General features: G+C 55.0%; 24 protein-coding genes. 13 read left to right on the top strand and 11 right to left on the bottom strand.

Features of this window, described 5'->3' with window-relative positions:
* Positions 1-289: 289 nt before the first annotated feature.
* From GSQ86_RS15845 to GSQ86_RS15810, 8 genes are all read left to right on the top strand, one after another.
* Positions 290-1,402 (top strand): hypothetical protein, encoded by a 1,113-nt coding sequence (locus tag GSQ86_RS15845; protein WP_254062430.1) that lies wholly within the window; start codon positions 290-292, stop codon positions 1,400-1,402.
* A 432-nt stretch (positions 1,403-1,834) separates the two neighbouring features.
* Positions 1,835-3,034 (top strand): type II secretion system F family protein, encoded by a 1,200-nt coding sequence (locus GSQ86_RS15840; protein WP_158750918.1) that lies wholly within the window; start codon positions 1,835-1,837, stop codon positions 3,032-3,034.
* 9 nt (positions 3,035-3,043) lie between these two features.
* Positions 3,044-4,669: a GspE/PulE family protein gene (locus GSQ86_RS15835; RefSeq protein WP_158750917.1), complete on the top strand. Its 1,626-nt coding sequence runs from the start codon at positions 3,044-3,046 to the stop codon at positions 4,667-4,669.
* A complete protein-coding gene (locus tag GSQ86_RS15830; RefSeq protein WP_254062429.1) occupies positions 4,669-5,562 on the top strand; it encodes a hypothetical protein in 894 nt (297 codons plus the stop codon). The genes GSQ86_RS15835 and GSQ86_RS15830 overlap by 1 nt, the downstream gene beginning before the upstream one ends.
* Positions 5,562-6,254 carry a fimbrial assembly protein gene (locus GSQ86_RS15825; RefSeq protein WP_158750916.1) on the top strand — a complete coding sequence of 231 codons (693 nt, stop codon included), beginning with the start codon at positions 5,562-5,564 and terminating at the stop codon, positions 6,252-6,254. The genes GSQ86_RS15830 and GSQ86_RS15825 overlap by 1 nt, the downstream gene beginning before the upstream one ends.
* Positions 6,251-6,877, top strand: coding sequence for a hypothetical protein (locus GSQ86_RS15820; protein WP_158750915.1), 627 nt, complete (start codon positions 6,251-6,253; stop codon positions 6,875-6,877). Before GSQ86_RS15825 ends, GSQ86_RS15820 begins: the two co-directional genes overlap by 4 nt.
* A complete protein-coding gene (locus tag GSQ86_RS15815; RefSeq protein ID WP_158750914.1) occupies positions 6,877-7,491 on the top strand; it encodes a hypothetical protein in 615 nt (204 codons plus the stop codon). The genes GSQ86_RS15820 and GSQ86_RS15815 overlap by 1 nt, the downstream gene beginning before the upstream one ends.
* Positions 7,492-7,495: 4 nt before the next feature.
* Complete coding sequence (locus GSQ86_RS15810; RefSeq protein ID WP_158750913.1) at positions 7,496-8,353, top strand: type II secretion system protein; 858 nt, start codon at positions 7,496-7,498, stop codon at positions 8,351-8,353.
* Positions 8,354-8,405: 52 nt separating this feature from the next.
* On the opposite strand, the gene GSQ86_RS15805 is transcribed toward GSQ86_RS15810, so the two are convergent.
* Entirely contained in the window at positions 8,406-8,780 is a 375-nt protein-coding gene (locus GSQ86_RS15805) for an iron-sulfur cluster assembly accessory protein (RefSeq protein ID WP_158750912.1), read from the bottom strand.
* Positions 8,781-8,881: 101 nt separating this feature from the next.
* The gene (locus GSQ86_RS15800; RefSeq protein ID WP_158750911.1) at positions 8,882-9,322 is read right to left on the bottom strand and encodes a helix-hairpin-helix domain-containing protein; all 441 of its coding nucleotides are present in this window, start codon (positions 9,320-9,322) and stop codon (positions 8,882-8,884) included.
* Positions 9,323-9,538: 216 nt separating this feature from the next.
* On the opposite strand from GSQ86_RS15800, the gene GSQ86_RS15795 reads away from it, so the two are divergent.
* Positions 9,539-9,811 (top strand): hypothetical protein, encoded by a 273-nt coding sequence (locus GSQ86_RS15795; RefSeq protein ID WP_158750910.1) that lies wholly within the window; start codon positions 9,539-9,541, stop codon positions 9,809-9,811.
* 138 nt (positions 9,812-9,949) lie between these two features.
* Here GSQ86_RS15795 and phoU read toward each other — a convergent pair whose 3' ends face one another.
* From phoU to pncA, 5 genes are all read right to left on the bottom strand, one after another.
* Positions 9,950-10,621, bottom strand: coding sequence for a phosphate signaling complex protein PhoU (gene phoU / locus GSQ86_RS15790; protein ID WP_158750909.1), 672 nt, complete (start codon positions 10,619-10,621; stop codon positions 9,950-9,952).
* Positions 10,622-10,806: 185 nt separating this feature from the next.
* Positions 10,807-13,068: a Tex family protein gene (locus GSQ86_RS15785; RefSeq protein ID WP_158750908.1), complete on the bottom strand. Its 2,262-nt coding sequence runs from the start codon at positions 13,066-13,068 to the stop codon at positions 10,807-10,809.
* Between the two features lie 61 nt (positions 13,069-13,129).
* Positions 13,130-13,372 (bottom strand): hypothetical protein, encoded by a 243-nt coding sequence (locus tag GSQ86_RS15780; protein WP_158750907.1) that lies wholly within the window; start codon positions 13,370-13,372, stop codon positions 13,130-13,132.
* A 71-nt stretch (positions 13,373-13,443) separates the two neighbouring features.
* Positions 13,444-14,205 (bottom strand): phenylalanine 4-monooxygenase, encoded by a 762-nt coding sequence (locus GSQ86_RS15775; RefSeq protein WP_158750906.1) that lies wholly within the window; start codon positions 14,203-14,205, stop codon positions 13,444-13,446.
* 86 nt (positions 14,206-14,291) lie between these two features.
* The gene (gene pncA, locus GSQ86_RS15770; protein ID WP_158751520.1) at positions 14,292-14,924 is read right to left on the bottom strand and encodes a bifunctional nicotinamidase/pyrazinamidase; all 633 of its coding nucleotides are present in this window, start codon (positions 14,922-14,924) and stop codon (positions 14,292-14,294) included.
* Between the two features lie 127 nt (positions 14,925-15,051).
* Between pncA and hppD the strand changes: the two genes are divergently transcribed.
* Together hppD and GSQ86_RS15760 are read left to right on the top strand one after the other, a co-directional pair.
* Positions 15,052-16,176 (top strand): 4-hydroxyphenylpyruvate dioxygenase, encoded by a 1,125-nt coding sequence (gene hppD, locus GSQ86_RS15765; protein ID WP_158750905.1) that lies wholly within the window; start codon positions 15,052-15,054, stop codon positions 16,174-16,176.
* Positions 16,177-16,295: 119 nt separating this feature from the next.
* Positions 16,296-16,754, top strand: a complete 459-nt coding sequence (locus GSQ86_RS15760) for a GNAT family N-acetyltransferase (RefSeq protein ID WP_158750904.1) — start codon at positions 16,296-16,298, stop codon at positions 16,752-16,754.
* Positions 16,755-17,026: 272 nt separating this feature from the next.
* On the opposite strand, the gene GSQ86_RS15755 is transcribed toward GSQ86_RS15760, so the two are convergent.
* Positions 17,027-18,283: an MFS transporter gene (locus GSQ86_RS15755; RefSeq protein ID WP_158750903.1), complete on the bottom strand. Its 1,257-nt coding sequence runs from the start codon at positions 18,281-18,283 to the stop codon at positions 17,027-17,029.
* Between the two features lie 163 nt (positions 18,284-18,446).
* On the opposite strand from GSQ86_RS15755, the gene GSQ86_RS15750 reads away from it, so the two are divergent.
* Complete coding sequence (locus tag GSQ86_RS15750; protein ID WP_174239985.1) at positions 18,447-19,043, top strand: YceI family protein; 597 nt, start codon at positions 18,447-18,449, stop codon at positions 19,041-19,043.
* Between the two features lie 11 nt (positions 19,044-19,054).
* Positions 19,055-19,588, top strand: a complete 534-nt coding sequence (locus GSQ86_RS15745) for a MarR family winged helix-turn-helix transcriptional regulator (protein WP_158750902.1) — start codon at positions 19,055-19,057, stop codon at positions 19,586-19,588.
* A gap of 3 nt (positions 19,589-19,591) precedes the next feature.
* Here the strand turns inward: GSQ86_RS15745 and GSQ86_RS15740 are convergent, their stop codons facing one another.
* From GSQ86_RS15740 to GSQ86_RS15730, 3 genes are all read right to left on the bottom strand, one after another.
* Positions 19,592-20,380, bottom strand: a complete 789-nt coding sequence (locus GSQ86_RS15740) for a LuxR C-terminal-related transcriptional regulator (protein ID WP_371720664.1) — start codon at positions 20,378-20,380, stop codon at positions 19,592-19,594.
* A gap of 22 nt (positions 20,381-20,402) precedes the next feature.
* Positions 20,403-20,678 carry a PilZ domain-containing protein gene (locus GSQ86_RS15735; protein WP_158750901.1) on the bottom strand — a complete coding sequence of 92 codons (276 nt, stop codon included), beginning with the start codon at positions 20,676-20,678 and terminating at the stop codon, positions 20,403-20,405.
* Between the two features lie 236 nt (positions 20,679-20,914).
* Positions 20,915-22,144, bottom strand: a complete 1,230-nt coding sequence (locus GSQ86_RS15730) for a hypothetical protein (RefSeq protein WP_158750900.1) — start codon at positions 22,142-22,144, stop codon at positions 20,915-20,917.
* Between the last annotated feature and the right edge of the window lie 119 nt (positions 22,145-22,263).

The raw sequence follows: 22,263 nt of genomic DNA, 5'->3' as shown, positions 1-22,263 counted from the left end.
TCTGAGGAGCGCAGCGACGAAGAATCCATGAAATACCCCGGCAGGCATGATCGCCCAAACCTTCAACCAGAAAAGCAAAGCCGGGTGCCCCATTCTGAGCCGAAGGCGAAAGGGTGGGATCGCAGTCACTTCCAAAGCGACAAAACACCCATCGCCTTCTCAGACATCGGATTGGCCCAGAAAGACGAGAGGGTAGAAGCACCGGGCTTTTGCCCGGTGAATCCCGCCACGCAAAAAGAGGGGCTTCAGCCCCGGTCCACCTTCCAAAATCAAATATCCTTGAACCACGATGAAAGCCGCCGCCATGCTCCTCGCCATCACCCTCACCGCCAGCGCGCAAACCGAGAAATCCGGCCCATGGGAGATGCAGAACAGCGGCACCACGGCCAGTCTGCGCGGCATCCATGCCGTCGGCGGCGGAGTAGCCTGGGCCAGCGGAACCGACGGCATTGTCCTGCGCACCGAGGACAGCGGCTACATGTGGCAAAGCTGCGCCATGCCGCCGGGAGCGGAAAAGCTCGACTTCCGCGGCATCTGGGCCTGGGACGCCAACACCGCCATCGTCATGTCCAGCGGCCCCGGCGACCAGTCCCGCCTCTACAAGACAACGGACGGCTGCTCCCACTGGACACTGCTCTACACCAACCCAGACAAGGGCGGCTTCTGGGACGCGTTGGCGTTTGAGGATCAAGACCACGGATTTGCTCTGGGTGACCCGGTAAAAGACAGACTCGTACTGCTTTTTACCCTGGACGCTGGGAAAACATGGGATCGCGTCAACACAGCGAACCTTGATATCGGCAAGGTTAGGATCGGAGCTTTTGCAGCCAGTAATTCGGCGCTTCTGTATGGCCCCTCCCATGTGCCATGGTTTGGGACAAGCGGACCAGACGGTCCCTATCTCTATACTGGGGACAGTGTCTGTACATCAATTACGGCACAAATGAGCCCAGCAACCTGCTTTGAAAAATCCTTGCTCTTTGAAAAGAAGAAGCTGCCCATGGCTGGAACCACGGCTTCGGCGGGAATTTTCTCGATTGCAATGAATGCAGACAAGACTATCGCTGTAGCCGTAGGAGGCGACTACACCAAGCCGGACGAATCCAACGGAACCGCCGCTTGGACCACCGACGGGGGCCAACATTGGACTGCCGCCACGAAACCGCCGCACGGCTACCGTTCTACCGTCGCCTGGGACGCAGACGCTCAAGCATGGATCGCCGCAGGAACCAGCGGCTCCGATATCAGCTACGACGACGGCAAAACCTGGAAGCCACTCGACAACGACAACTGGAACGCCCTCAGCCTTCCATGGATTGTCGGCCCGAAAGGGCGAATCGCAAAATTAGGCGCCCTGCCATCCGCAGGCAATGGAGTGGTGTCAACCCCTTCAGTCCGCTAAATCGAGCATCAACAACGACATAGCATTGCCGATAATTACTGCCCAAATTGGTAAATAGTAGTAAGGAGCGGACAAAATCGTCGGAGCAGCTTCTCTATCCTTCGCAACTCATAGAAAACAAAAGATCTCCGTAGATGCTATGCCTTGTAAACCACTGAAAATAAAAAATCTCCGTACAAAACGGGGAGGGGTACCCCTGGCAGCACGCCGTCATTCTGAATGAAGCGAAGCGGAATGAAGAATCTCCAGTCAGGCGCAGGACCCAAGAACCGGGCGCCCTATTCTTTCGCGCTTATGCGAAAGAGTGGGCGAAGCAGAATTTGAGCGAACCACACGCCGGTTGCGTCTGATTAGCAGCACCTAAGAATGGAAACACGGCAGGCCGGGTTTTCGGGGGATTTCCCGGCCTGCAAACTGGTATCGTGGAAAAGAATGGCAGAATTCGTCATCAAGCTGGCCGATGAGCGCGGGCGCGTACAGGAACAGATCCAGTCCGCTGCCTCAGCCGAAGAATTGCGCCAGCGATTTTCGCAAGCCGGATATTATGTTTATTCGGTCAAGCCCCGCGGCCTCGCCGGCGGCGGCCGAAAACGGGCGAAACTCGAAACATTTCTTATATTTAACCAGCAATTTCTAACCCTGATCCGGGCTGGTCTCCCGATCCTCAGCTCGCTCGAAATGCTGGCAAAAAACCAGAAAAATCCGACGTTTTCTGCGCAATTACAGAACGTTTCGGCGCGTGTACGCACTGGCGAATCCATCTCCTCGGCTTTCGAGGCGCAGGGCGGCTTCCCGCTCATCTACACCACGACGCTTCTGGCAGGTGAACGCAGCGGCAACCTGGAAGAGGTGCTTGGCCGCTATCTGTCGTTCCAGCGCGTATCCCTCACATTCCGCAAGAAGTTACAGGCCTCGCTCGTCTATCCGGCACTGCTCATCACACTAGTCTTCGGACTCTTCATCTTCCTGATCACCTTCGTCGTCCCGCGTTTTGCCCTGCTCTACGACCAGATCGGCACCAAACTGCCGGCAATCACGCTCTTTCTGCTCGCTTTAGGCAACGGAGCGCAACACTATATCCTCTATATCCTGCCTTGTGCAGCGATCATCGGCTATCTGCTTTACCGTTGGAGCAAGACCGAAACCGGCGCCGACCGCATTGATGGCATCCGCATCAAGCTTCCCATCTTCGGCAACATCTGGCTCAAGTATCAGGTCGCCCTCTTCTCCCGGACGCTCTCGACTCTGCTCTCCGGCGGCTTACCCCTGGTACCGTCGCTCGAAACTGCCGCGAGATCGATCGCCAGCAAACGCATCGCGAAAGCAGTATTCTCGTCTGTAGGCAGCGTGCGCGAAGGCAAGAGCCTCGCGAAAAGCCTCATTAGCACCAAAGTCTTTCCCGAGCTTTCGACGGAGATGATCGAGGTAGGCGAATCGACCGGCGCATTACCGCAGATGCTGAATTCGGTCGCGGAATTTTTTGAAGAAGACGTGCAGACTGCTCTGACGGCATCGCTCGCGCTGATCGAGCCTGCCATTCTTATCGTGATGGGTGTTGTAGTGGTTATTATTCTCATCGCGCTTTATCTCCCCATCTTCTCGCTCAGCCAGGCAGGCACGTTCCAGCGGTAAAGGATTTTTATGGCACAGGCACCAGCATTCATTCCCATCGAGCAGGACGAGACAGCGCGCGCACAGGCGCTCGCCATCCGCTATCGTTGTGAGTTCGTCGATCTCAAGAACTTCCGCATTCAGCACGATCTCTTCCGCACCGTGCCCGTGGACATGATGTTCCGCTACAACTTCGTGCCGCTCGAACAGCACGAGGACCGGCTCGTCATCGCCGTGAGCGACCCCAGCCGCCTGATGGTGCTGGATGAAATCGCAAGCCTTCTCGGCCAGCGCATTTCCACCCGCGTGGCTACCCTTTCGCAGATCACCGATCTGCTCAAAAAAACCGAGCAGTCGCAGCGCGTCCTCGACGAGGCTTCTGAAGGTTTGACCTTCGATGTTCTTTCCGGGGATGACAATCCCGACGAAAACATCTCGATCGAAAAGCTGACCTCAGAAGAAGACATCAGCCCGATCATCCGCCTCGTCGACACTACGATCTTCACAGCCCTCGAACGTCGCGCTTCCGATATCCACATAGAGACCTACGACGACTCCGTTATCGTCAAGTACCGCATTGACGGCGTGCTGCAGCAGGCGATGGCCCCCATCGCACGCGAGCACCACTCGACGATTCTTTCGCGTATCAAGGTCATGAGCGAGCTCGATATCGCCGAGCGCCGCGTGCCACAGGACGGCCGCTTCCGGGTGCGGTACAAGACGCGTCTCATCGACTTCCGCGTCTCCGTCATGCCTACGGTACATGGCGAAAACGCTGTGCTTCGCGTGCTCGATAAAGAGTCCATGAGCGAGAAATTCACCAAGCTCTCGCTTGATGTTGTTGGCTTCGCCGATGAAGATCTGCGCCGCTTCCGCCGCTACATCAAAGAGCCCTACGGCATGGTGCTCGTTACCGGTCCGACCGGCTCCGGCAAAACCACCACACTTTACGCTGCGCTCAACGAGATCAAGAGCGAAGAAGACAAGATCATCACCATCGAAGACCCGGTCGAATACCAGATTCGCGGCGTTACGCAGATTCCCGTCAACGAGAAAAAAGGTCTTACTTTCGCGCGCGGACTGCGCTCTATCCTGCGCCACGACCCGGACAAGATTCTCGTCGGCGAAATCCGCGACCAGGAAACGGCGCAGATCGCTATCAACTCTGCGCTGACCGGACACCTTGTCTTCACTACCGTCCACGCAAACAACGTCTTTGACGTGCTCGGCCGCTTTTTGAATATGGGCGTCGAGCCGTACAACTTCATCTCGGCGCTCAACTGCATCCTCGCGCAACGTCTCGTGCGTACCATATGTGAATACTGTGTCCGCTCGGTGAAGCACGATGAAGAGACGCTGATCGCCAGCGGCCTCAATCTCGACGAGTGGCGCAACTTCGATTTCCGCGAAGGTGCGGGCTGCATTGAATGCGGGGGCACCGGTTATCGCGGACGAACGGCGATCCACGAGCTGCTCGATCTCACTGATCCGATCCGCGAAATCATTCTGGAGAAGAAGCCCAGCTCCGAAGTCCGCAAGCTCGCACAGCAGGAAGGTATGCAGTTTCTGCGCGAATCTGCGCTGGATCGCGTGCGGAATGGATTTACGACGCTCAAGGAAATCAACAAGGTTACGTTCATCGAGGCGACCCGCTAGTGGCATTCGAATTTCTTTTGCCGAATACGCATTTACGTCCCCGGCTGGCATGCGAGCTTGCGCCCGCCGGCGTTGTCGCCGCACGTCTGAACGATACGCCGCAGACGGCAACCTCTTTCGCTGCGCTTTTTGCCGGCGCTTTGATACCCGGCCTGAAGACGCCGAACATCCTCGACAAGGCTGCGGTCGTCGCTGCTCTGAAGCGCGCTCTTGATGCGGTCGATGCGCGGGACAAGCGTCTCACGCTGGTAGTTCCCGATGCGGCCGCCCGAGTGTTGCTGCTCGATTTCGACACGCTGCCCTCAAAGCTTGCCGAAGCCCTGCCGGTCGTACGTTTCCGTTTGCGTAAGCTGGTTCCTTTTGAAGTCGATGACGCGGCCATCAGCTACCAGATCATGACGCAGAACGCGGATGAAGCGCGCGTTTTAGTCACTGCGATGCCGCGTGCTGTGATCAGCGAGTACGAAGAGGCTGTGCGACTCGCGGGATACGAACCTGGTGTCGTAATACCCAGCACGCTGGCCGCGCTCGCGGCATTGTCGGAGGCTGAACCCGCACTCTTCGTTAATCTCAATGGAAGTTCGGTGACGACAGCGATCACGCGCGGCGATGAGCTGCTGCTGCATCGCAGCCTTGAGCTACCCGATGACGAAACACTTCATGATGAAGAGCTTCGCCATGCCGTTTCTGTATCGATTGCTTATTTTGAAGACACACTCTCATCCATCCCGAATGCGGTTTTTTATGCCGGGCCTGGCGGCGCGCCGGAGTTATCACGCGTTCTCGAGCTTGAACAGTTCCGCATCCGCGACCTGACTTCGGCAGCGGTAGCTGGAACGGGCAACGTGCCCAAGGGTTTGATGTCCGGAGTGTCAGGAGCGCTCGCAAGCTAATGCGCATTACCGTCAATCTTGCTACTAAACAATTTATCGAGCTGCGGCCCGTCTACAAGCGGCTTCGCCTCTGGATGGCGATTCTTTTCGTGCTGGCGATTCCGCTGTGGTTTCTCTCTCATGTCGAGCAGCAAAAAGCAGCGGCGGCTACGGCAAGGGTACATACCATGCAAGGCAGCGTGCAGCAGATGCAGCGCCAACAGCAGAGTTACCAGGCGCTGATGCGTCAGCCGCAAAATGCGGCTGTGCTGACGCAGTCTGACTTTCTAAACGATCTCTTCCGTCGCAAGGCATTCTCGTGGACCTCAACGATGACGGACCTTGAGACGGTTCTGCCCGGTGGCGTACAGGTCATGAGCATCGATCCTCAGGTTTCTTCTGATGGACACGTCACGATTCGCATGCGGGTAAGCGGCGCGCGTGACCGCGCGATTGAACTGGTGAAGAACCTGGAAAAATCAAAGCATTTCGCCTCGCCCCGCCTCTCGAACGAAGCTCTCGCCACTTCGAACAATGGCAACGGGCAGGCGATGCCCGTCAACGCATCAAGCGATGTAAACTTCGACATCCTTGCCGATTACAGGCCGCTGCCGCTCGCACCGGAAAACTCCGAAAGTAAGCAGGCAAAACAGCCGGAACAAAAGTCACAGCAACCGCAGCCTGTACAGAAAACGAAGCGAGGCGCGCGATGAACAACCTGCGCAAATTGCTTACAATGCTGAATCTGCATTTTGCCGGCGTGGTCATTTTGCTTGGATTGAACCTTTTCCTGCTGACGCGCCTGGTCCTCGCGTGGCATGCCGCAAGTTCCGATCAAACGGCGGACTACGAAGCGAGCCACGTGACTTATGAGCAGTTACAAGCGCAGATGTCACACCTGCAGGGCCTTCCCGAAAAAGTGGATCAGGCACGTACGGATGCCGACAAGTTTTATGGAAAGCGCATCGCCCCGAACTACTCGACGATGGCTGGCGAACTCGGCGCGTTAACCAGCAAGAACAATGTGCGCCTGACGCGCGCACAATATACACCTGTGCCGGCTATTCATGGACTGACAGAAGTGCGCATCGATGCCAGCCTGAGTGGCGAATACACTTCGCTGATGCATTTCATCAACGATATCGAGCGCGATAAGAATGACGTTTTCTTCACTATCAACACGCTGACTTTCAGCGGGCAGCAGGGTGGACTCGTCAATCTGCGCCTGCGCATGACCACCTATCTACAGTCGAGCGATGATCTTCCTGCGGCGACCGGTGATCAGAATGCAGTAGCAAATCAGCAGGCCTCCCTGCAGTCTCCGGAGGTTCGCTGATGGCTCTGAAACTGGGCGCGGAAGATAAGAAAAAAGTCATCATCGCCGGTTCGCTGGGCGTTGTCGTCATCGGTCTGCTCGTTAATGTGTTGATGAGTTACTTCGGCGGAGGATCGACGCCAGCACCTGCGCCACCGCCACAAACCACCACGACGCGGCCGGCGCGCACGACTTCAACCAGAACAGCGGGCGAGCACGCAGCGGTCCGCATCCCCGGCATTGGCGCAAGCCTCGATCCAACGCTGCATCCGGAATGGATGGCGCAGGCCGAATCGCTTGAATATTCAGGCAAAGGCCGCAACATCTTCTCGCAATCGTCGGCTCCGGTGGAGATTGAAAAAGTAAAGGCTCCGATTCGGCCTTCGGGTTCTGTCGCACAGGTTCCGCAGGGCCCCCCGCCACCACCAGCGATCGATCTAAAATTTTTCGGCTATGAGTCGCCCAAGGATGGCACCCGCAAAGCATTTCTTCTGCATGGCGATGATGTGTTCATTGCATCTGAGGGAGACGTGGTCGATCATCGGTACAAGGTCTTGAAGATTTCGCCATTCTCGATACAGATCGAGGATATTCCATACCGGAACGCGCAGCCGCTGCCACTGGTGCAGAACTGATTCCATGAAACGCCGCAGCCCATCTTCGCAGGCGGAAGCAGGTTACATCCTGATGGCAGTGATTTTTATGACGCTGCTGTTGCTGATCGCGCTGGCTGTGGCTGCCCCGCGCATCGCTGCCGATATTCAGCGTGATCGCGAAACGGAACTGGTGCGTCGCGGCGAGCAATACAAACGGGCCATTAAGCTCTATTACAAAAAGTTCGGCCGCTATCCCGGATCCATTGATCAGCTGGAAAACTCCAACAACATCCATTTCCTGCGCAAGCGCTACGCGGATCCGATGACAGGCAAAGACGACTGGAAGCTCATTCACCTGGGTGAAGCTCACGTGAAGCCCATGGGCCTCTTCAGTCAACCGATCCAAAATGGCGGAGCGACGACGACAGCAGGAAATAGCGGTATGGTTGGGACGACGCCAACCTTTGGCGGAAGCTCCAACGGCAGCACCTTCTCATCATCGAGTAGTTCGACGGACTCAAGCGGAACTTCAAGTACATTCGGTAACAGCACGACGCCGGGCGGCAGCACCACCAGTTCTTTCGGCGGAACGTCGCCCAGCTCACCCAGCAGCGGTCAGACGATGGGTGGCGCTCCCATAGTGGGAGTCGCAAGCAAGAACACCAAGACATCCATCAGGCAATACAAGCTGCAGAAGCATTACAACGAATGGGAATTTGTCTACGATCCCGTCGAAGACCTGATGAGCGCCGTAAGCCTTTTCGGCGGAGCCAGCACAAACGTCAACGGCACCAACGGAACCAATGGCGCCGGTAGTTCCAGCCCAACTTCGCCCGGCAGCAATCCAACCGCACCGTCGAGCGGCTTTCCCAGCAGCACACCGACTTCGCCGCAGCAATAGAAAAGGCCTCGCGCAGTGCGAGGCCTTTTCCTAATCTTCTAACAAAAAGTGATTACACGCTGAAGGAGGATCCGCAGCCACAGGTGCTCTTCGTGTTCGGATTCTCGAACTTGAAGCCAGCTGCTTCCAGCGTTTCGACGTAATCGACGACGCAACCGTTCAGGTACATCAACGATGTTGCATCGACAAAGACCTTGAGTCCGTCGAAGGTGAACACCTTATCCATCATGCCCGACTGATTCTCAAAGGACATGGAGTACTGGAAGCCTGAACAACCGCCGCCTACAACGCCAATGCGTAATCCGGCAGGAAGCGGATCCTGCGTCGCCATGATTTCGCGGACTTTACCGACCGCCGTATCGCTCAGAGACAAGGGTGTTTTCTTGACTTCAGGTGTTTCCGCGGGCGTAAGGGTTGCAGTTGCCATGTAAATCTCCCTGGTAAATAAGCTTCTATAAGTGTACAGCCGCTCACCCGGCCATACAACTCCTCATATTTGGATGACGGATGTACGCTTTGGATTCAGTCTTACTGGGCGATAACCTGGCCGGATATCCGGTCATATTGCGCCTGTGTGAGGATACCCTTGCTCACCAGATCACTCGCCGAACCATAAGGTCGACCCTGAACAATCAGCTGTGCCCTTTTTCCCGTAATTCCTGGTAATTCAACAAGTTGCTCTTCCGTAGCGGAGTTGATGTTCACTGTGCCAGCGCCGGGCTTTGCATTTGACTTCAACCCTTCTTTCACTCCAGCCGCTATGTCGTTTACTTTGCGCTCCGCGTTGGCGGCTGCAACCTTCGCGTCAGCTGCTGCCTGTTTCGCGCCTGCTTTCACGTCCTGGGTCGTCTTAGCGGCTTGATCCTGCACCTGTTGGTCCGACGCCGGCTGATTATTATTGCACGCAGTGAATCCCAGGGACGCCACACTGATGGTGAGTGCGGCAAAAGTATTCAAGGCAAAACGCATCTTTCTCCTCCAAACCCGTAAACAATCAAACGTATGGAGTCCTCAAAATATCAAGAGGTTGCCAAACTGGTTTCATTTCGCGAAAAAAGCCCCTGTTCAACCCAGTTGCGATAGGACTATGATCCAAATCGAAGCGGCCCCACCTACCCCCGAGCCCGGTAAATTTCGGACCCGCTTGTACCTGGGACAGCTCCAACTCGAATCCTGAGGTGCTCTATGAGCATCATGCTTATGCTGTGGATCGTTTGGGCCGTTGTCACAACCCTTCTTTTAGCGCTCCTTGCTTACCGTGGAACCCTGACCCGCTACGAGGAAGATCAGCTCTTCCTTGACCCGTCTTCCGGTCACCAGGAGCAGGAGCAAACCCTGATTGTACAGAAAGTGAATCGGGTTCAACCGCTCGTTCGCATTATGACGGGCGCTACGTGTGTTCTGTCCGCAACTATTATTGGCGTATACGTTTGGGACGCGATTAGCCAATTCAAGTAAGGAGCTCGTTCGTCCGGCCGGGATGCCCTGCATCCCGGCTCCTTACTCTGACTTCAAAAGAAAACGCCGGAGTAGCCATCCTGGGCTACCACACGGCGTTCTTTGTGATTACAGCTTCGTGGAAATAGCCGCTGTTTGCTAGTCGATGGCCGCGCTCAGCTGATGACGCACGTCTGCGCCGCGCACCCAGAAAATCACATCCATGGCAATGTTGGTCGCGTGATCCGCGATCCGCTCCAGATTGCGCGAAATGATGATTGCGTGCAGCGCCGGTTGGCTCAGCTCCGGACGAGCCTGAATAAATCTTGTCAAATCTTCGTGAGCAATGCGGTTCATACGATCGATCTCATCGTCCATCTCCAGCACTGACTCCGCGACGTGCGCATCCGCGTCAAGCAGCGACTGTAGGGCCGTGCGGATCATACGTGCGGCGCAGTTACGCATGCAGTCAATGTCGATGGGCAGATCGACCGGATCACCTCGAAGCATATCCAGCGTGCGAATGGCGATGCTCATGGACTGGTCCCCGATCCGCTCCAGATCGCTGTTGATCTTGATCACTGCGAGGATGAACCGCAGATCAATCGCCATGGGTTGTTCCTTGGCAAGCAGGTCGTAGGCCATCTCATCCAGTTCACGCTGCGAGGAATTAATAGCCTTTTCGTTCTCCCGCACAAACTGGCAGAGGCTCGCGTCGCGCTGTAAATATGCGTCGACGGAGGCATCCAGTGCCTGCTGAGAAAGCGCGGCCATCCCCAGAATTTTGTCTTTTAACTCGGCGAGCTGCTGCTGGAAATGAATGCGGGGCAAGGGAATCCCTCCAGCCTTCAGTATGCAACAAATATGTAAAAATTCCGCGAAAACATATGTGCGGAGACGCTTGAGACTGTTACCAAACTCTACGCACCCATTATGGATCTGGTCAGTAACTGGGAACTCACCACCATCGGCAGCGTGGCTGAGTTCCCTTTTACTTCTGAAAAGAACAGCAGGCTCTAGCGCACCTTCCACTTTGTGGAAAGTGTCGCCAGCTTTTCATTCAACGTAGCCTGTGGTTTCGGCGGCTGCTTCATCTTGACAGCCGGGCGTTCCGCGGGCTCCATCAACGCTTTCATTGAGAGCGAAATTCGCTTGGTCCTGGCATCGGCGCTCAACACTTTCACTTTTACGATCTGCCCGGCTTTCACCGCTTCTGAGGGTTCCTTGATGAAGCGGTTGGAGAGCTCGCTGATGTGAACAAGGCCGTCCTGATGCACGCCGATGTCGACGAAGGCTCCAAACTTTGTCACATTCGTCACCACGCCTTCGAGCACCATTCCCACCTGCACGTCAGAGATTTCCTTCACACCTTCATGGAAACTGGGCGCAACAAACTTGTCGCGGGGATCGCGGCCCGGCTTGCACAGTTCTTCCAGAATGTCGTTCAGCGTGAAAGTTCCTGCCGAGAGCTGGTTGCGGTCTATCTTTTCCAGCACCTGCGGATTGCGGATAACCTCATCAATTGGCGTCTGCAATGATTCGGCAATCTGCTCAACCACCGAATACGATTCAGGGTGTACTGCGGTCATGTCGAGGGGATTATCTCCATTGCGAATACGAAGGAATCCGGCAGCCTGCTCAAACGTCTTCGGTCCGATACCGGAAACTTCCATCAACTGTGTGCGCGAGCGGAAACGGCCATTCTGGTTGCGATGGTTGACGATGTTGATCGCCGTACGCTCGGTGACTCCGGCAACGTAACGCAGCAGCGTCCACGAGGATGTGTTCAGATCCACGCCCACTCGATTTACGCAGCTTTCAATGACATTTTCGAGCGACTCCTGAAGTTGCCGTTGATCGACGTCATGCTGATACTGGCCAACACCAATCGATTTCGGGTCGACCTTCACTAATTCCGATAGCGGGTCCTGTAACCGCCGCGCAATCGAGATGGCTCCGCGCACAGTCAGATCGAGGTCGGGAAACTCTTGCCGCGCAATATCTGACGCGGAGTAGACGCTCGCGCCTGATTCGCTGACGGTAACGGAGAAGATGTCCTGAATCTGCTTTTCCCGCAGGAACTCGCGCACAAAGGCATCCGTTTCGCGTGAGGCTGTGCCATTGCCTATCGCGATGGCGCGGACGTTGTGTTGCCGCAGAAGAGCTTCGATTTTATGGTTAGCTTCAACAACACCGTGCTTCGAGGTATGCGGATAAATAACATCGTGCGCCAGCATCTTGCCGGTTTCGTCGACGACAGCTATCTTGCAGCCGGTGCGTAGTCCAGGATCGATACCGAGCACTGAGATCGGTCCAGCCGGAGGCGCGAGCAGCAAGTGATAAAGATTGTCGCGGAAGACCTGAATCGCTTCCGTATCGGAACGCTGTTTCAACTCGAAGCGAATCTCTGCCTGAATGGAGGAGTTAAGCAGTCGCGTCCAGGCGTCTTCAATCGCGAGCTCCAGGTGACGCGTCCAGTCACCCCGCTGCCGCAACACATGCGACTGTATGACCCCGATGGACCGCTGCGCTTCGAGTTCAATCAGGAAATAAAGCACGTTTTCGCTTTCACCGCGGCGAATAGCCAGCATGCGGTGCGAAGGAATCGTCTTCACCGGCTCCTTGTACTCGTAATACATCTTGAACTTTTCCTGCTCGTCTTTGGCGTCGAGCGCCTTGCGGCTGATCACAATGCCCTCGTCAAACATGAGCTGGCGAAGAGCCTTGCGCAGATCGGCACTTTCGCTGATCCACTCAGCGACAATGTGGCGCGCACCTTCGAGCGCTTCGTCCGCTGTAGCGACTCCAAGCTCGACATTCACGAATGTCGGAGCGAGCGTCTCAAGCGTTTCTACGCCGGCCTGCTGCGCCCAGAGATATTGCGCCAGCGGCTCCAGCCCCTTTTCCCGAGCCATTGTCGCCTTGGTGCGGCGCTTGGGCTTGTAAGGAAGGTAGAGGTCTTCAAGCTCGCTCTTATCGAGGGTGCCTTCGATGCGCGCCTTCAATGCATCCGTCAGTTTTCCCTGCTCTGCAATGGAAGCCAAGATAGTGGCGCGGCGTTCTTCCAGTTCGCGGAAATAGGCCAGCTTCTCTTCGATGTCGCGGATCTGCACCTCATCGAGATTGCCGGTTGCCTCTTTGCGATAACGCGCGATGAACGGAACTGTCCCGCCTTCGTCCAGTAATCCGATTACGGCAACAAGACCGTGTAGAGGAAGGTTAAGAGATTGAGAGATGTGAAGAAGAATTTCAGGGGAAAGAGATTTTGCGTCGCTCATGAACTGTCTCTGTTCATGCTACATGCCACGGATGAGGAAATTTAGGTTTCGAATTCGGGGACTAGACTATCGAATCTCGCGACGTACTCTTGTCTGCGTCTTTTGCCGGATCTGCTTTCCCGCGCAGGCGGGCGATCTGCCGATTTGCATGTGCCTTCAGCCGATCCCGCAGCCGGGCGGCGCGAGGACTATCGACTGCGAGCAGGCCCAGACCGAGGAGCATCAAAGGAATACCGGGAAGAATCGGGAGTACGCATCCCGCCGCGCCAACTGCGACGCAGGCGTATCCACCCGTCTGGCGCATGATCTTCTTAACCCGACTGTTTTCCTGCGCCTGCATACGCATTTGATTCGATGAGCCGCGATTTGGATACTTTATGCCAATCGGTGCTCGGCTTCTCTGGCTGCTTCGTAAATCTGATCGAACGATTCGACGGCGTATAAAACCTTCTGCATCTCAGAAACCAGAAATTGCTGATTCAGGACGGCATCCAGATCGAAATCGCGAATTTCAGGACCGCCCTCGTCTGTTCTGTTGATTACATTCGTCGATTCGCCATGCGAGGAGATGAGCCCACTGCCATAAAGCTTGATCGTGCCCTTCTGCCGGATGACGCCGAATTCAACCGTAAACCAGAAGAGCCGCCCCATACGCTCCAGCTTGTCCTTGTCGTGCATCAGCCCGGCACAGACACGGCCGTACTGCTGCAGAAAATCGGCAAATACCGGGTGCGCGTGCATCGGCACATGACCGAAAACATCATGGAAGATATCCGGCTCCGGTGTGTATTCGAGCGATTCGCGTTTGCGCAGCCACGTCGTGGTGGGAAACTGGCGCGCTGCGAGCATTTCAAAAAAAGCATCCGGCGGCAGAAAACCGCTCACAGGCGTCGCGTTCCATCCAGTGCGCGGCCCAAGACGCTTATTCACTTCCGCGAGATCAGGAATCGAATCCTCACGCAGCCCAATCTGTTGAAAGCCCTGGAGATACTCCTCGCAGGCGTGCTCTTCAAGCTGTGGCATGCGTCGCCGCACCAGCTCAGCCCAGACGGAATGCTGGTCGGGCGTATAGGCAGCCCAGTCCTGCTGGATGAGAAACGATTCAGCAATTGGCAAATTCGCTGTGAGCGGGTTCATGACCGGACACCCCTTCGTACAAAACTCTTGAGCATCGCATTCCAGCGGGAGACGTGTCAATTTCCCACTGTAAATTCTCGTTGATCTCAGGAAAGCTCCCCCACCGCAATTTCCTCTACGCCGGCAGCCGCAAAGTCCCTTCGCGTAGCCTCAACCGAATCCTGCAAATCAATCGCCCGGCAAGCGTCTGCTATGACAAAAGCTGCAAATCCAGCCGCACGCGCATCCACCGCTGAGTAGCGCACGCAGAAATCATAAGCGAGTCCCGCAAGAAAGACGCGCTCAATCCCGCGTTCGCGCAAATGTCCATCCAGTCCCGTCTTCGTCGCGCGGTCATTTTCCTGAAACGCGGAATAAGAATCGATCTCGCGTCGAAATCCTTTACGCAGAATCAACTCTGCTCTTTGTGTGTCAAGACTGGAATGAAATTCGGCTCCGCGGCTTCCCTGCACGCAATGGTCGGGCCATAACGTCTGCTCTCCATATGTAACTTTGATTGGAACAAATTCTTCCGCTCCTGCATGGCTCGACGCAAACGAAAGATGGCCTTTCGGATGCCAGTCCTGCGTGAGGATCACATGCTGGAACAACGGCAAAACCTTGTGGATGACAGGAACCACTTCATCTCCATGAGGTACAGGAAGCGCGCCACCCGGGCAAAAATCGTTTTGCACGTCGATGACAAGCAGCAGGTCACGGTCCGTAATTTTTATCGGCATTTCATACTCTGCCATCTGGTCAAGCGTGTTTCCCTGGGTATATGGTATTGGGTCGCAGCCGCATATGTCAGGTAATCCGAAGATACAGACGGCGCGTCTAACTTAAGTGAAATGGGAGTACTCTTCGATGTCCACTCTTCTGCACCCTGAAGTACAAACTCAGAAAGACTTTCTTCCCCTCAATGGAACAGACTATGTTGAATTTTACGTGGGTAATGCGCGTCAGGCGGCTTATTACTACCGCGTAGCTTTCGGCATGAAACTTGTGGCATACGCCGGCCCTGAGACTGGCGTTCGCAGCCGCGCTTCCTATGTGTTGCAGCAGGGAAAAGTACGATTCGTACTTACAACACCACTGCGTCCAGATGGAGAAATCGCTGAGCATGTGCATCGCCACGGTGACGGAGTGCACGACGTCGCGCTCTGGGTAGATGATGCAAAACTGGCATGGAAAGAGACGACAAAGCGGGGCGCCCGTAGTGTTCGCGAGCCTTTTGAAGTCCGCGACGAGCACGGTGTCGTGAAGCTCTCCACGATCGCTACTTATGGCGATACGGTCCACACCTTTGTCGAACGCAGGGAATATGGCGGCCCGTTCATGCCGGGTTATCGAGTTGTCGAAAATGATCCCGTTGCCCGTCCCGTCGGACTGCTTTACATCGACCACATGGTGGGCAATGTGGGTTGGAACGAGATGAATCGTTGGGTTGATTTCTACTCGGACATCATGGGCTTCTCTCTCTACCAGCACTTCGACGATAAAGACATCTCCACGGAATACTCGGCTTTGATGTCGAAGGTCATGGCCAATGGGAACGGGCGCGTAAAGTTTCCTATTAACGAACCGGCGGAGGGCCGCAGAAAATCACAGATCGAAGAATACCTTGAGTACTATCACGGTTCCGGCGTACAGCATCTCGCGCTTGCAACTGACAATATTCTGCACACGGTTGATAGATTGCAACAACAAGGCGTCGAATTCCTGAAGGTTCCGCACAGTTACTACTCTGAACTGGAAGCGCGCGTCGGCAAGATTGACGAGCCCATTCAGGAACTCGAACAGCTCGGCATCCTCGTCGATCGCGACGACGAGGGCTACATGTTGCAGATCTTTACTCGTCCAGTAGAAGATCGGCCCACTTTGTTCTACGAGATCATTCAACGCAAAGGCAGTCGTAGCTTCGGTAAGGGGAATTTCAAGGCGCTGTTCGAAGCGATTGAACGCGAACAGGAAGCACGCGGAAATCTATAAAGAAAGCTGAATGAGCTGCCGCATCGGCGGCGCATCGTTGTCACTCTGAGCGAAGCGAGAAATCTGCTTCGATACTATAGAAAGAACAAGACCTCGCTTCGCTCAAACGATAACGTCTTATGATTACGACTCTCGATTCGCATATCGATCCAGGCTTGCTACACGACGAAGATCTAGTCCTGAAATTTTCCCGCTACGAGCCTCACAAATTTTTTCTAGTTCCCGCATATCACTTCCTGATGGTCCATGCGGATACCAGCGAAGAAATGGGCCGCATCAACCTGCGCGCTGAAACCAACTCCACCATCGAGCGTTTTTCCGGGCACATCGGATACGCCGTACACGAACCATATCGGGGTCGCCGGTACGCGGCGCGATCGGTTCGACTATTGCTGCCGCTGGCGCGTCAGCTCGACATCGCTCCTCTTTGGATCACCTGTGATCCGGATAATGCCGCTTCACGCCGCAGCTGCGAACTGGCGGGAGCCGAATTCGTGGACATCGTAAACCTGCCTCCAACCTACGGCGGCTATGCTCTCGGTCAACGTCAGAAATGCCGCTATCGTTTACTGGCATAAATAAAAGCGGCCCCGCGAAGGGGGCCGCTTTTTGCTCAATTTGGCAAGCACGACAGCTAGCGATTTGCCGAGATGCTCAGCGTCATCGTCCTCTGGATGTCACGTTTGCCAATTCGACCACACAACACTAACTACACACACTTTCCTCTGATGCAATTTTTGTTCCAGGAGTACATCCGCGCCGTACCCGCATTATTCAATCGTTTTATAGGCTGGCATTCCGCAGGTTCGACTCTCGCCTAGAAAAAATTTCGCACCTGCAGGCAAAACCTTCACTCGACCGTCATCGCAACTCCGCGCGCTTCGCGTCCGAACGTGGTAACGATTGCAAGAAAGATCGCCACAATGAAGACGGTCACCGCAAGCACCATCCCGTAGCTGCCGTAACGCTCCGCTGCCTTTGCCTGCAGCACGGCATTACGCGAGGTCAACAGGTTTCCAAGCTGGTAGGCAAGCCCGGGAAACGTAGCGCGCACAGGCCCCGGCGACAACTCCGTGAGATAAGCAGGAACCACTCCCCACGCTCCCTGCACCATGAATTGCATGAGGAAAGCTCCAGCCGCCAGAACGTAGAGAGAGTGACCAAAGGCGAATAACGGAATTACAGGCAGCGCTAATAACGCAGCAGCGATGATGGCGCGCTTGCGCCCAAAGCGTTCTGACAGGCTGCCGAAGAGAATGCCACCCAACAACGCTCCGATGTTGTACACGATGGCGACACCGCCCGTCAGCGCAGCCGAATAGCCATGATCTTTCTGCAGAAATGTCGGGTATAAATCCTGCGTGCCATGCGAAAAGGCATTGAATCCGGCCATGAGAATGATCAGGAAAAGAAACGTAGGCGCGTATTGCCGGATACCGCTCGCAACTGAGATCTTCGTCTTTTCACCCAGCCCGACGCGCCATACTGGTGACTCTTCAACCTTGAGCCCGATATACAGAACAAGAAGCGCGGGCGCAGCACCGACGATAAAAAGTCCACGCCAGCCTACGACGTGCCCGTGCCACATCAGATGTGAAAACGGTTTGAAGAGCACAGCATAGACCGCTGCCGCCACCAGGTATCCGACGGCGTAGCCCTCCTGAAGCAGTCCGGAAAAGAAACCGCGCCCTTCTTTCGGCAGCGTCTCAAATGCCAGTGCCGCGCCCACGCCCCATTCCCCGCCCATGGCGATTCCGAAAAGCGCACGGAGAATCAATAGACTATGCAGCGATGGAGAAAAAGCGCATGCCAGCTCAAAGATCGAATAGCAGGCAATATTCAACATCAGCGCCGGACGCCGGCCCCATTTATCTGCCAAGAACCCAAAGAGAAATGCGCCCACCGGGCGAAAAGCCAGCGTGAGAAAAAGCGCCTCAGCGACTGCCGAGGCACGCGCATGGAAGTCGGCCGCAATCGCTGAAACACAGAAAACAAGCAGGAAATAATCGAAGGCATCGAGCGACCAGCCCAAAAAGCAGGCGGCAAAGGCATGCCGTTGCGGCGATGTCAGCGACCGAAAATGGGAAAAGTAACGGGGTGGTGGCATCGTCAGGGCCCGAATCTAGGAGCTTACCAGAGTGTCCGGCCAATCCTATTTGATTTATTTCAGATAAATATTTGTTGCAACGATTATCGTTTCTGCGTATCTATATATTAACTTCGCCAGCGACTCTGGCGATCCGACAACGAAGTCCTGGAGAAAGATCACAATGCAAGCTCTGAAAAAGACATCCGCAGTTCTGGCCGCAATTTTGGCCATCGCGTCTGCCGCCTCGGCGCAGGTATCGAAATGGCAGATCGATCCGGCCCACAGCGAGGCCGACTTTTCCATCCGTCACATGGGCATCTCGAACGTGCACGGACGCTTCGGCAGCATCAACGGCACTCTCATTCTCGACGAGAAGGACCTCACGAAGTCCAGCACGAACGCGGCGATTGATATCACCACTATTGACACCGGCGTGGCGCAGCGCGATACGCATCTCAAGAGTCCCGACTTCTTCGATGCCGCGAAATACCCGCAGATGACCTTCGTCAGCAAGAGCCTGTCGAACAGTAACGGGCAGCTGCAACTCACCGGCGACCTCACGCTTCACGGTGTCACCAAATCTGTCACCCTGGCGCTCGACGGCCCCAGCAAGGAGCAGGCCGACCCCTATGGCAAAATCCGCCGCGCTTTTTCGGGAACGACAACCATTCACCGGCAGGATTTTGGACTTACATGGAATGGCAGCCTGAAGTCTGGCGACTCTGTTGTCGGAGACGATGTTAAGGTCGAATTGGATATCGAACTGATCAAGCTGTAAAAACTGTCATAATGTTAGTTCGGCGTGCTGCCCGGCACGGGAGAGCACGCCGTCTCCATGTAAAGGCGCTCATGGTCAGCAAATTACAGGAAGAAATCAAACAAACCCGCCCGTTCGTTACGCTGGAAGAAGAAGCTCTGCTGAACATACGGCGAACTTCGGATCGCTTGCAGCACTATTCGCAGCAGCTATTCAAGCCGCACGGAGTTACCCCGACTCAATACAACGTGTTACGCATTTTGCGTGGCGCCGGCGATGCCGGTATGCGATGCTCCGAGATAGGCGAACGGCTTGTCAGCAGCGATCCTGATATCACTCGCCTGCTCGACCGCCTGCAAAAGCAAAAGCTCATCAAGCGCAAACGCGATCCAAAAGATCGCCGGGTCATCTACGCTACCATCACGGCGGAAGGACTCCGGCTGCTCAAAGACATGGATCCTGTCGTGAATGATAGCGTGAAGGAAATTCTGGGCCACATGAGCCGTGAAAAGCTCACGACACTGATTGCCCTGCTCGAAGAGGCACGTGGCAGCGTAACTGATTAGAGGCTAGAGCTTAATCGGTTCCCCGAGCGCAGCTTCGATGCTGGCCCTGGCATCCGGTTCCATGCCCTTAGTGTGGATCTGGTGATGCAGGCAGTAAAGAGCCAGTTCCAGTCTGTCGGAAACGCCCAGCTTGTCATAGATCTTGCGCAGATAATTCTTTATGACCTGCTCGCTCGTTCCCAGCTGGTAAGCAATCTCTTTATTACGCTTGCCCTGCGTGATACAGCTGATGATCGCAAGCTCTTTTGGTGACAGGCGGGGCTGGTTTTTTGGGCTGGCCATCGCCGAAGCCTGTGTACGATACGCCTCGATGACCCACGTCACAGACTGATTGTCGATCCAGGTCTCACCCGCCGCAATTTTACGCACGCATTTCACCAGCAGATCGGGCGAAATCGACCGTGGAATGATTCCCCGAACGCCCCGGCGATAAAGCTCGACGGTGTGCGCCTCGTCGGCAGCCGTGGCCTGCACAATGATCTTCAGATCCGGCGAAAGTCGCAGGATATCGGCGATCGCCGCACCTTTTCCCGCGAGCAGATTGCCTTCCATTACCAGCACGTCGGCCGGATGATGAGGAAGCGATATCTGCAGATTGGCAATGCTATCGACCTGCACTACCACGTCGATATCTTCTTCTACGGCAAAGACCTTTCGCATACCAACGCGATAGATCGCCTGAGAATCCGCCATAATCAGGCGGATGGTCCGCTTCGGGGATGGTGATTCGTCTGGTCCACTCATAGATACTGCGGCATGATTCAGCGTGTTCTGCTTTGCTTCCGAGCTCATCGTTTGATCCGTATATCCATTTTTATTGGAAGCGATACTCATCAATCACCGCTGCCGCAAAACAATTTGATTGCTCTCGATAGGAACGGATGATCCGTCCAGAGCAGTGAACAGCGGCGGCATTCTGTCCTCCAAGCTCATCTGCGGAAATCTCGAGCAAAAATTCCACTGGCGCATCTACCGGGATCGAGGCAGTGAGACGGAAAAGAACTCCGTTCGCCGAGATATTCTCGGTCGTTCCTGAAAACTCACGATTTCCGGAAAGAATACGAACCGGTAAATGGAGAGGAAATCGCATGGAGAAACGGTTTCCTTCTGCATTAATCTCAAAAGGATAAGAATTCTCCGATACCATTCCGCTGCTCCCGAGCCTGACCGGTCAGGCGCTCTTTCAAAATACCTAAAATCAAGCCCTGTTCCGAATTACCAAAGTTTACACCGTTTATATAACCAAAGGACAACAACTTTTCATAGGTTTACTGGTCGAATCTGTTCGCAAGAGGTGTCTTCCTATGTTCCACGGAGTCGCAGAATTCACTCGTGCGGATAGAAGGCAGCGGAGCCGCCCACCCACTCCTTATTACGGTTATGGTCCACCCCCATCATCTTTCCCCTCCCCAGTCGAACCAGAGAAAGCACGGGTTCGAGATGCCCACCATCCGGCCACAGATAAAGAATGCGGATTTCTGGCTGTGTGGGACCTTCGGGAGTTTCGATGACAGATTCAAACTGTACCCGTTCCTGAAGAAGATATGCCCTGCGGTCCGCCTTGGGAATCGAAGCCAGCAACTCATCGGAAGGAGCAAACTCAATCCCTTTTCCCGCAAACGAGAATAGCGGCTTTAAAATCAATTTATTACGATCCTGCGGCAGGCGATCTTTATTCCTGCCTGCCATCCAATCATCAAGAAAGACTGCCGGTGGAACCGCAGGATGGTCGAGGTGCGGGATAGAGAACTTGCTGATATGGAAGTACCAGTTAGGATGCCCGGCCCATTCCACATCGAACGAATCATGGAAATCAAAAGGCAAACTAATTCCCTTAACGATCAGCTCATCCACAATGGCGCGGTTGTAGAGGCGGCGTATGGGAATTAATTTTTTCCCTTTGCGATAGCACAGACGCGTCTGTTTTCCGGGTTGAATGTCTGGCACCAGGTCACAGATGTCTACAATTTCGATTCCCAGGCGCTCAGTCGTCACCCTGAAATCAGGCAAGGTTTTCTGTTTCAGTGGCTCAATTTCCGTAAGCACCACATTTTCAGGATGATGGCCGCGCAGAATGACCCGCTCCATCAGCTTCCAAAAGCTCGCTTCCGTATGGCCTCCGAGCAGGTAACCAAGCGAACTATCCAGATCGAAAGCCGAGCGGTAGACCTCATTGAGCACGAATTGATAGGCAAAAACTGAGGGAAAAGCCTGCATTTCGACTAGTTTTGGCGACAGTTTGCCATCCTTTTCGCGCACCAATCCGAAATCGGCAGTCATGAAATGCGGATGGCCGGTCTCGTCCGCTGCGAGAAACTGCTCCGGAATCATGGCCCGCGAAGCCTTAAGATAGGGAGCGTTTTCGACGAGAAGATGTGTCAGTTCCGCTCCAATCTCAGCCATCTCGTCCATCAGGCTTTTTGGGAAAAAACAAGGCGTCTCTGCGACGCGGAAGCTGACATGAGTGCGGACGCAGGCGTCCAGACTATGCAGCATCCTGCGGTAGGTTTCTGGACGAAAGCGCTGGTTAAAGTCGCGGCGCAGGGATTCGATCACGGTATGCGGCCCCGGCCAACAGGTTACCGCAAATCAATGATGGCTGGCAGCGCGGAAATGGACATATTTTTCATCCCGGCAGGACAACAATGTATGACTAAAGGGCATCCTAGACCGCA

The sequence above is a fragment of the Acidobacterium sp. S8 genome, assembly GCF_009765985.1.
Lineage (GTDB): Bacteria > Acidobacteriota > Terriglobia > Terriglobales > Acidobacteriaceae > Alloacidobacterium.
Note: the sequence above shows the minus strand (reverse complement) of the source record. Positions and strands in the feature narration are given on the sequence as shown.

Excerpts from the sequence above, each read along its gene's own strand:
- GSQ86_RS15845 (WP_254062430.1), top strand. The coding sequence starts at position 290 with ATGAAAGCCGCCGCCATGCTCCTCGCCATCACCCTCACCGCCAGCGCG.
- GSQ86_RS15840 (WP_158750918.1), top strand. The coding sequence starts at position 1,835 with ATGGCAGAATTCGTCATCAAGCTGGCCGATGAGCGCGGGCGCGTACAG.
- GSQ86_RS15835 (WP_158750917.1), top strand. The coding sequence starts at position 3,044 with ATGGCACAGGCACCAGCATTCATTCCCATCGAGCAGGACGAGACAGCG.
- GSQ86_RS15825 (WP_158750916.1), top strand. The coding sequence starts at position 5,562 with ATGCGCATTACCGTCAATCTTGCTACTAAACAATTTATCGAGCTGCGG.
- GSQ86_RS15820 (WP_158750915.1), top strand. The coding sequence starts at position 6,251 with ATGAACAACCTGCGCAAATTGCTTACAATGCTGAATCTGCATTTTGCC.
- GSQ86_RS15815 (WP_158750914.1), top strand. The coding sequence starts at position 6,877 with ATGGCTCTGAAACTGGGCGCGGAAGATAAGAAAAAAGTCATCATCGCC.
- GSQ86_RS15810 (WP_158750913.1), top strand. The coding sequence starts at position 7,496 with ATGAAACGCCGCAGCCCATCTTCGCAGGCGGAAGCAGGTTACATCCTG.
- GSQ86_RS15805 (WP_158750912.1), bottom strand. The coding sequence starts at position 8,780 with ATGGCAACTGCAACCCTTACGCCCGCGGAAACACCTGAAGTCAAGAAA.
- GSQ86_RS15800 (WP_158750911.1), bottom strand. The coding sequence starts at position 9,322 with ATGCGTTTTGCCTTGAATACTTTTGCCGCACTCACCATCAGTGTGGCG.
- GSQ86_RS15795 (WP_158750910.1), top strand. The coding sequence starts at position 9,539 with ATGAGCATCATGCTTATGCTGTGGATCGTTTGGGCCGTTGTCACAACC.
- GSQ86_RS15785 (WP_158750908.1), bottom strand. The coding sequence starts at position 13,068 with ATGAGCGACGCAAAATCTCTTTCCCCTGAAATTCTTCTTCACATCTCT.
- GSQ86_RS15780 (WP_158750907.1), bottom strand. The coding sequence starts at position 13,372 with ATGCGCCAGACGGGTGGATACGCCTGCGTCGCAGTTGGCGCGGCGGGA.
- GSQ86_RS15775 (WP_158750906.1), bottom strand. The coding sequence starts at position 14,205 with ATGAACCCGCTCACAGCGAATTTGCCAATTGCTGAATCGTTTCTCATC.
- pncA (WP_158751520.1), bottom strand. The coding sequence starts at position 14,924 with ATGCCGATAAAAATTACGGACCGTGACCTGCTGCTTGTCATCGACGTG.
- hppD (WP_158750905.1), top strand. The coding sequence starts at position 15,052 with ATGTCCACTCTTCTGCACCCTGAAGTACAAACTCAGAAAGACTTTCTT.
- GSQ86_RS15760 (WP_158750904.1), top strand. The coding sequence starts at position 16,296 with ATGATTACGACTCTCGATTCGCATATCGATCCAGGCTTGCTACACGAC.
- GSQ86_RS15755 (WP_158750903.1), bottom strand. The coding sequence starts at position 18,283 with ATGCCACCACCCCGTTACTTTTCCCATTTTCGGTCGCTGACATCGCCG.
- GSQ86_RS15750 (WP_174239985.1), top strand. The coding sequence starts at position 18,447 with ATGCAAGCTCTGAAAAAGACATCCGCAGTTCTGGCCGCAATTTTGGCC.
- GSQ86_RS15745 (WP_158750902.1), top strand. The coding sequence starts at position 19,055 with ATGTTAGTTCGGCGTGCTGCCCGGCACGGGAGAGCACGCCGTCTCCAT.
- GSQ86_RS15740 (WP_371720664.1), bottom strand. The coding sequence starts at position 20,380 with ATGAGCTCGGAAGCAAAGCAGAACACGCTGAATCATGCCGCAGTATCT.
- GSQ86_RS15735 (WP_158750901.1), bottom strand. The coding sequence starts at position 20,678 with ATGCGATTTCCTCTCCATTTACCGGTTCGTATTCTTTCCGGAAATCGT.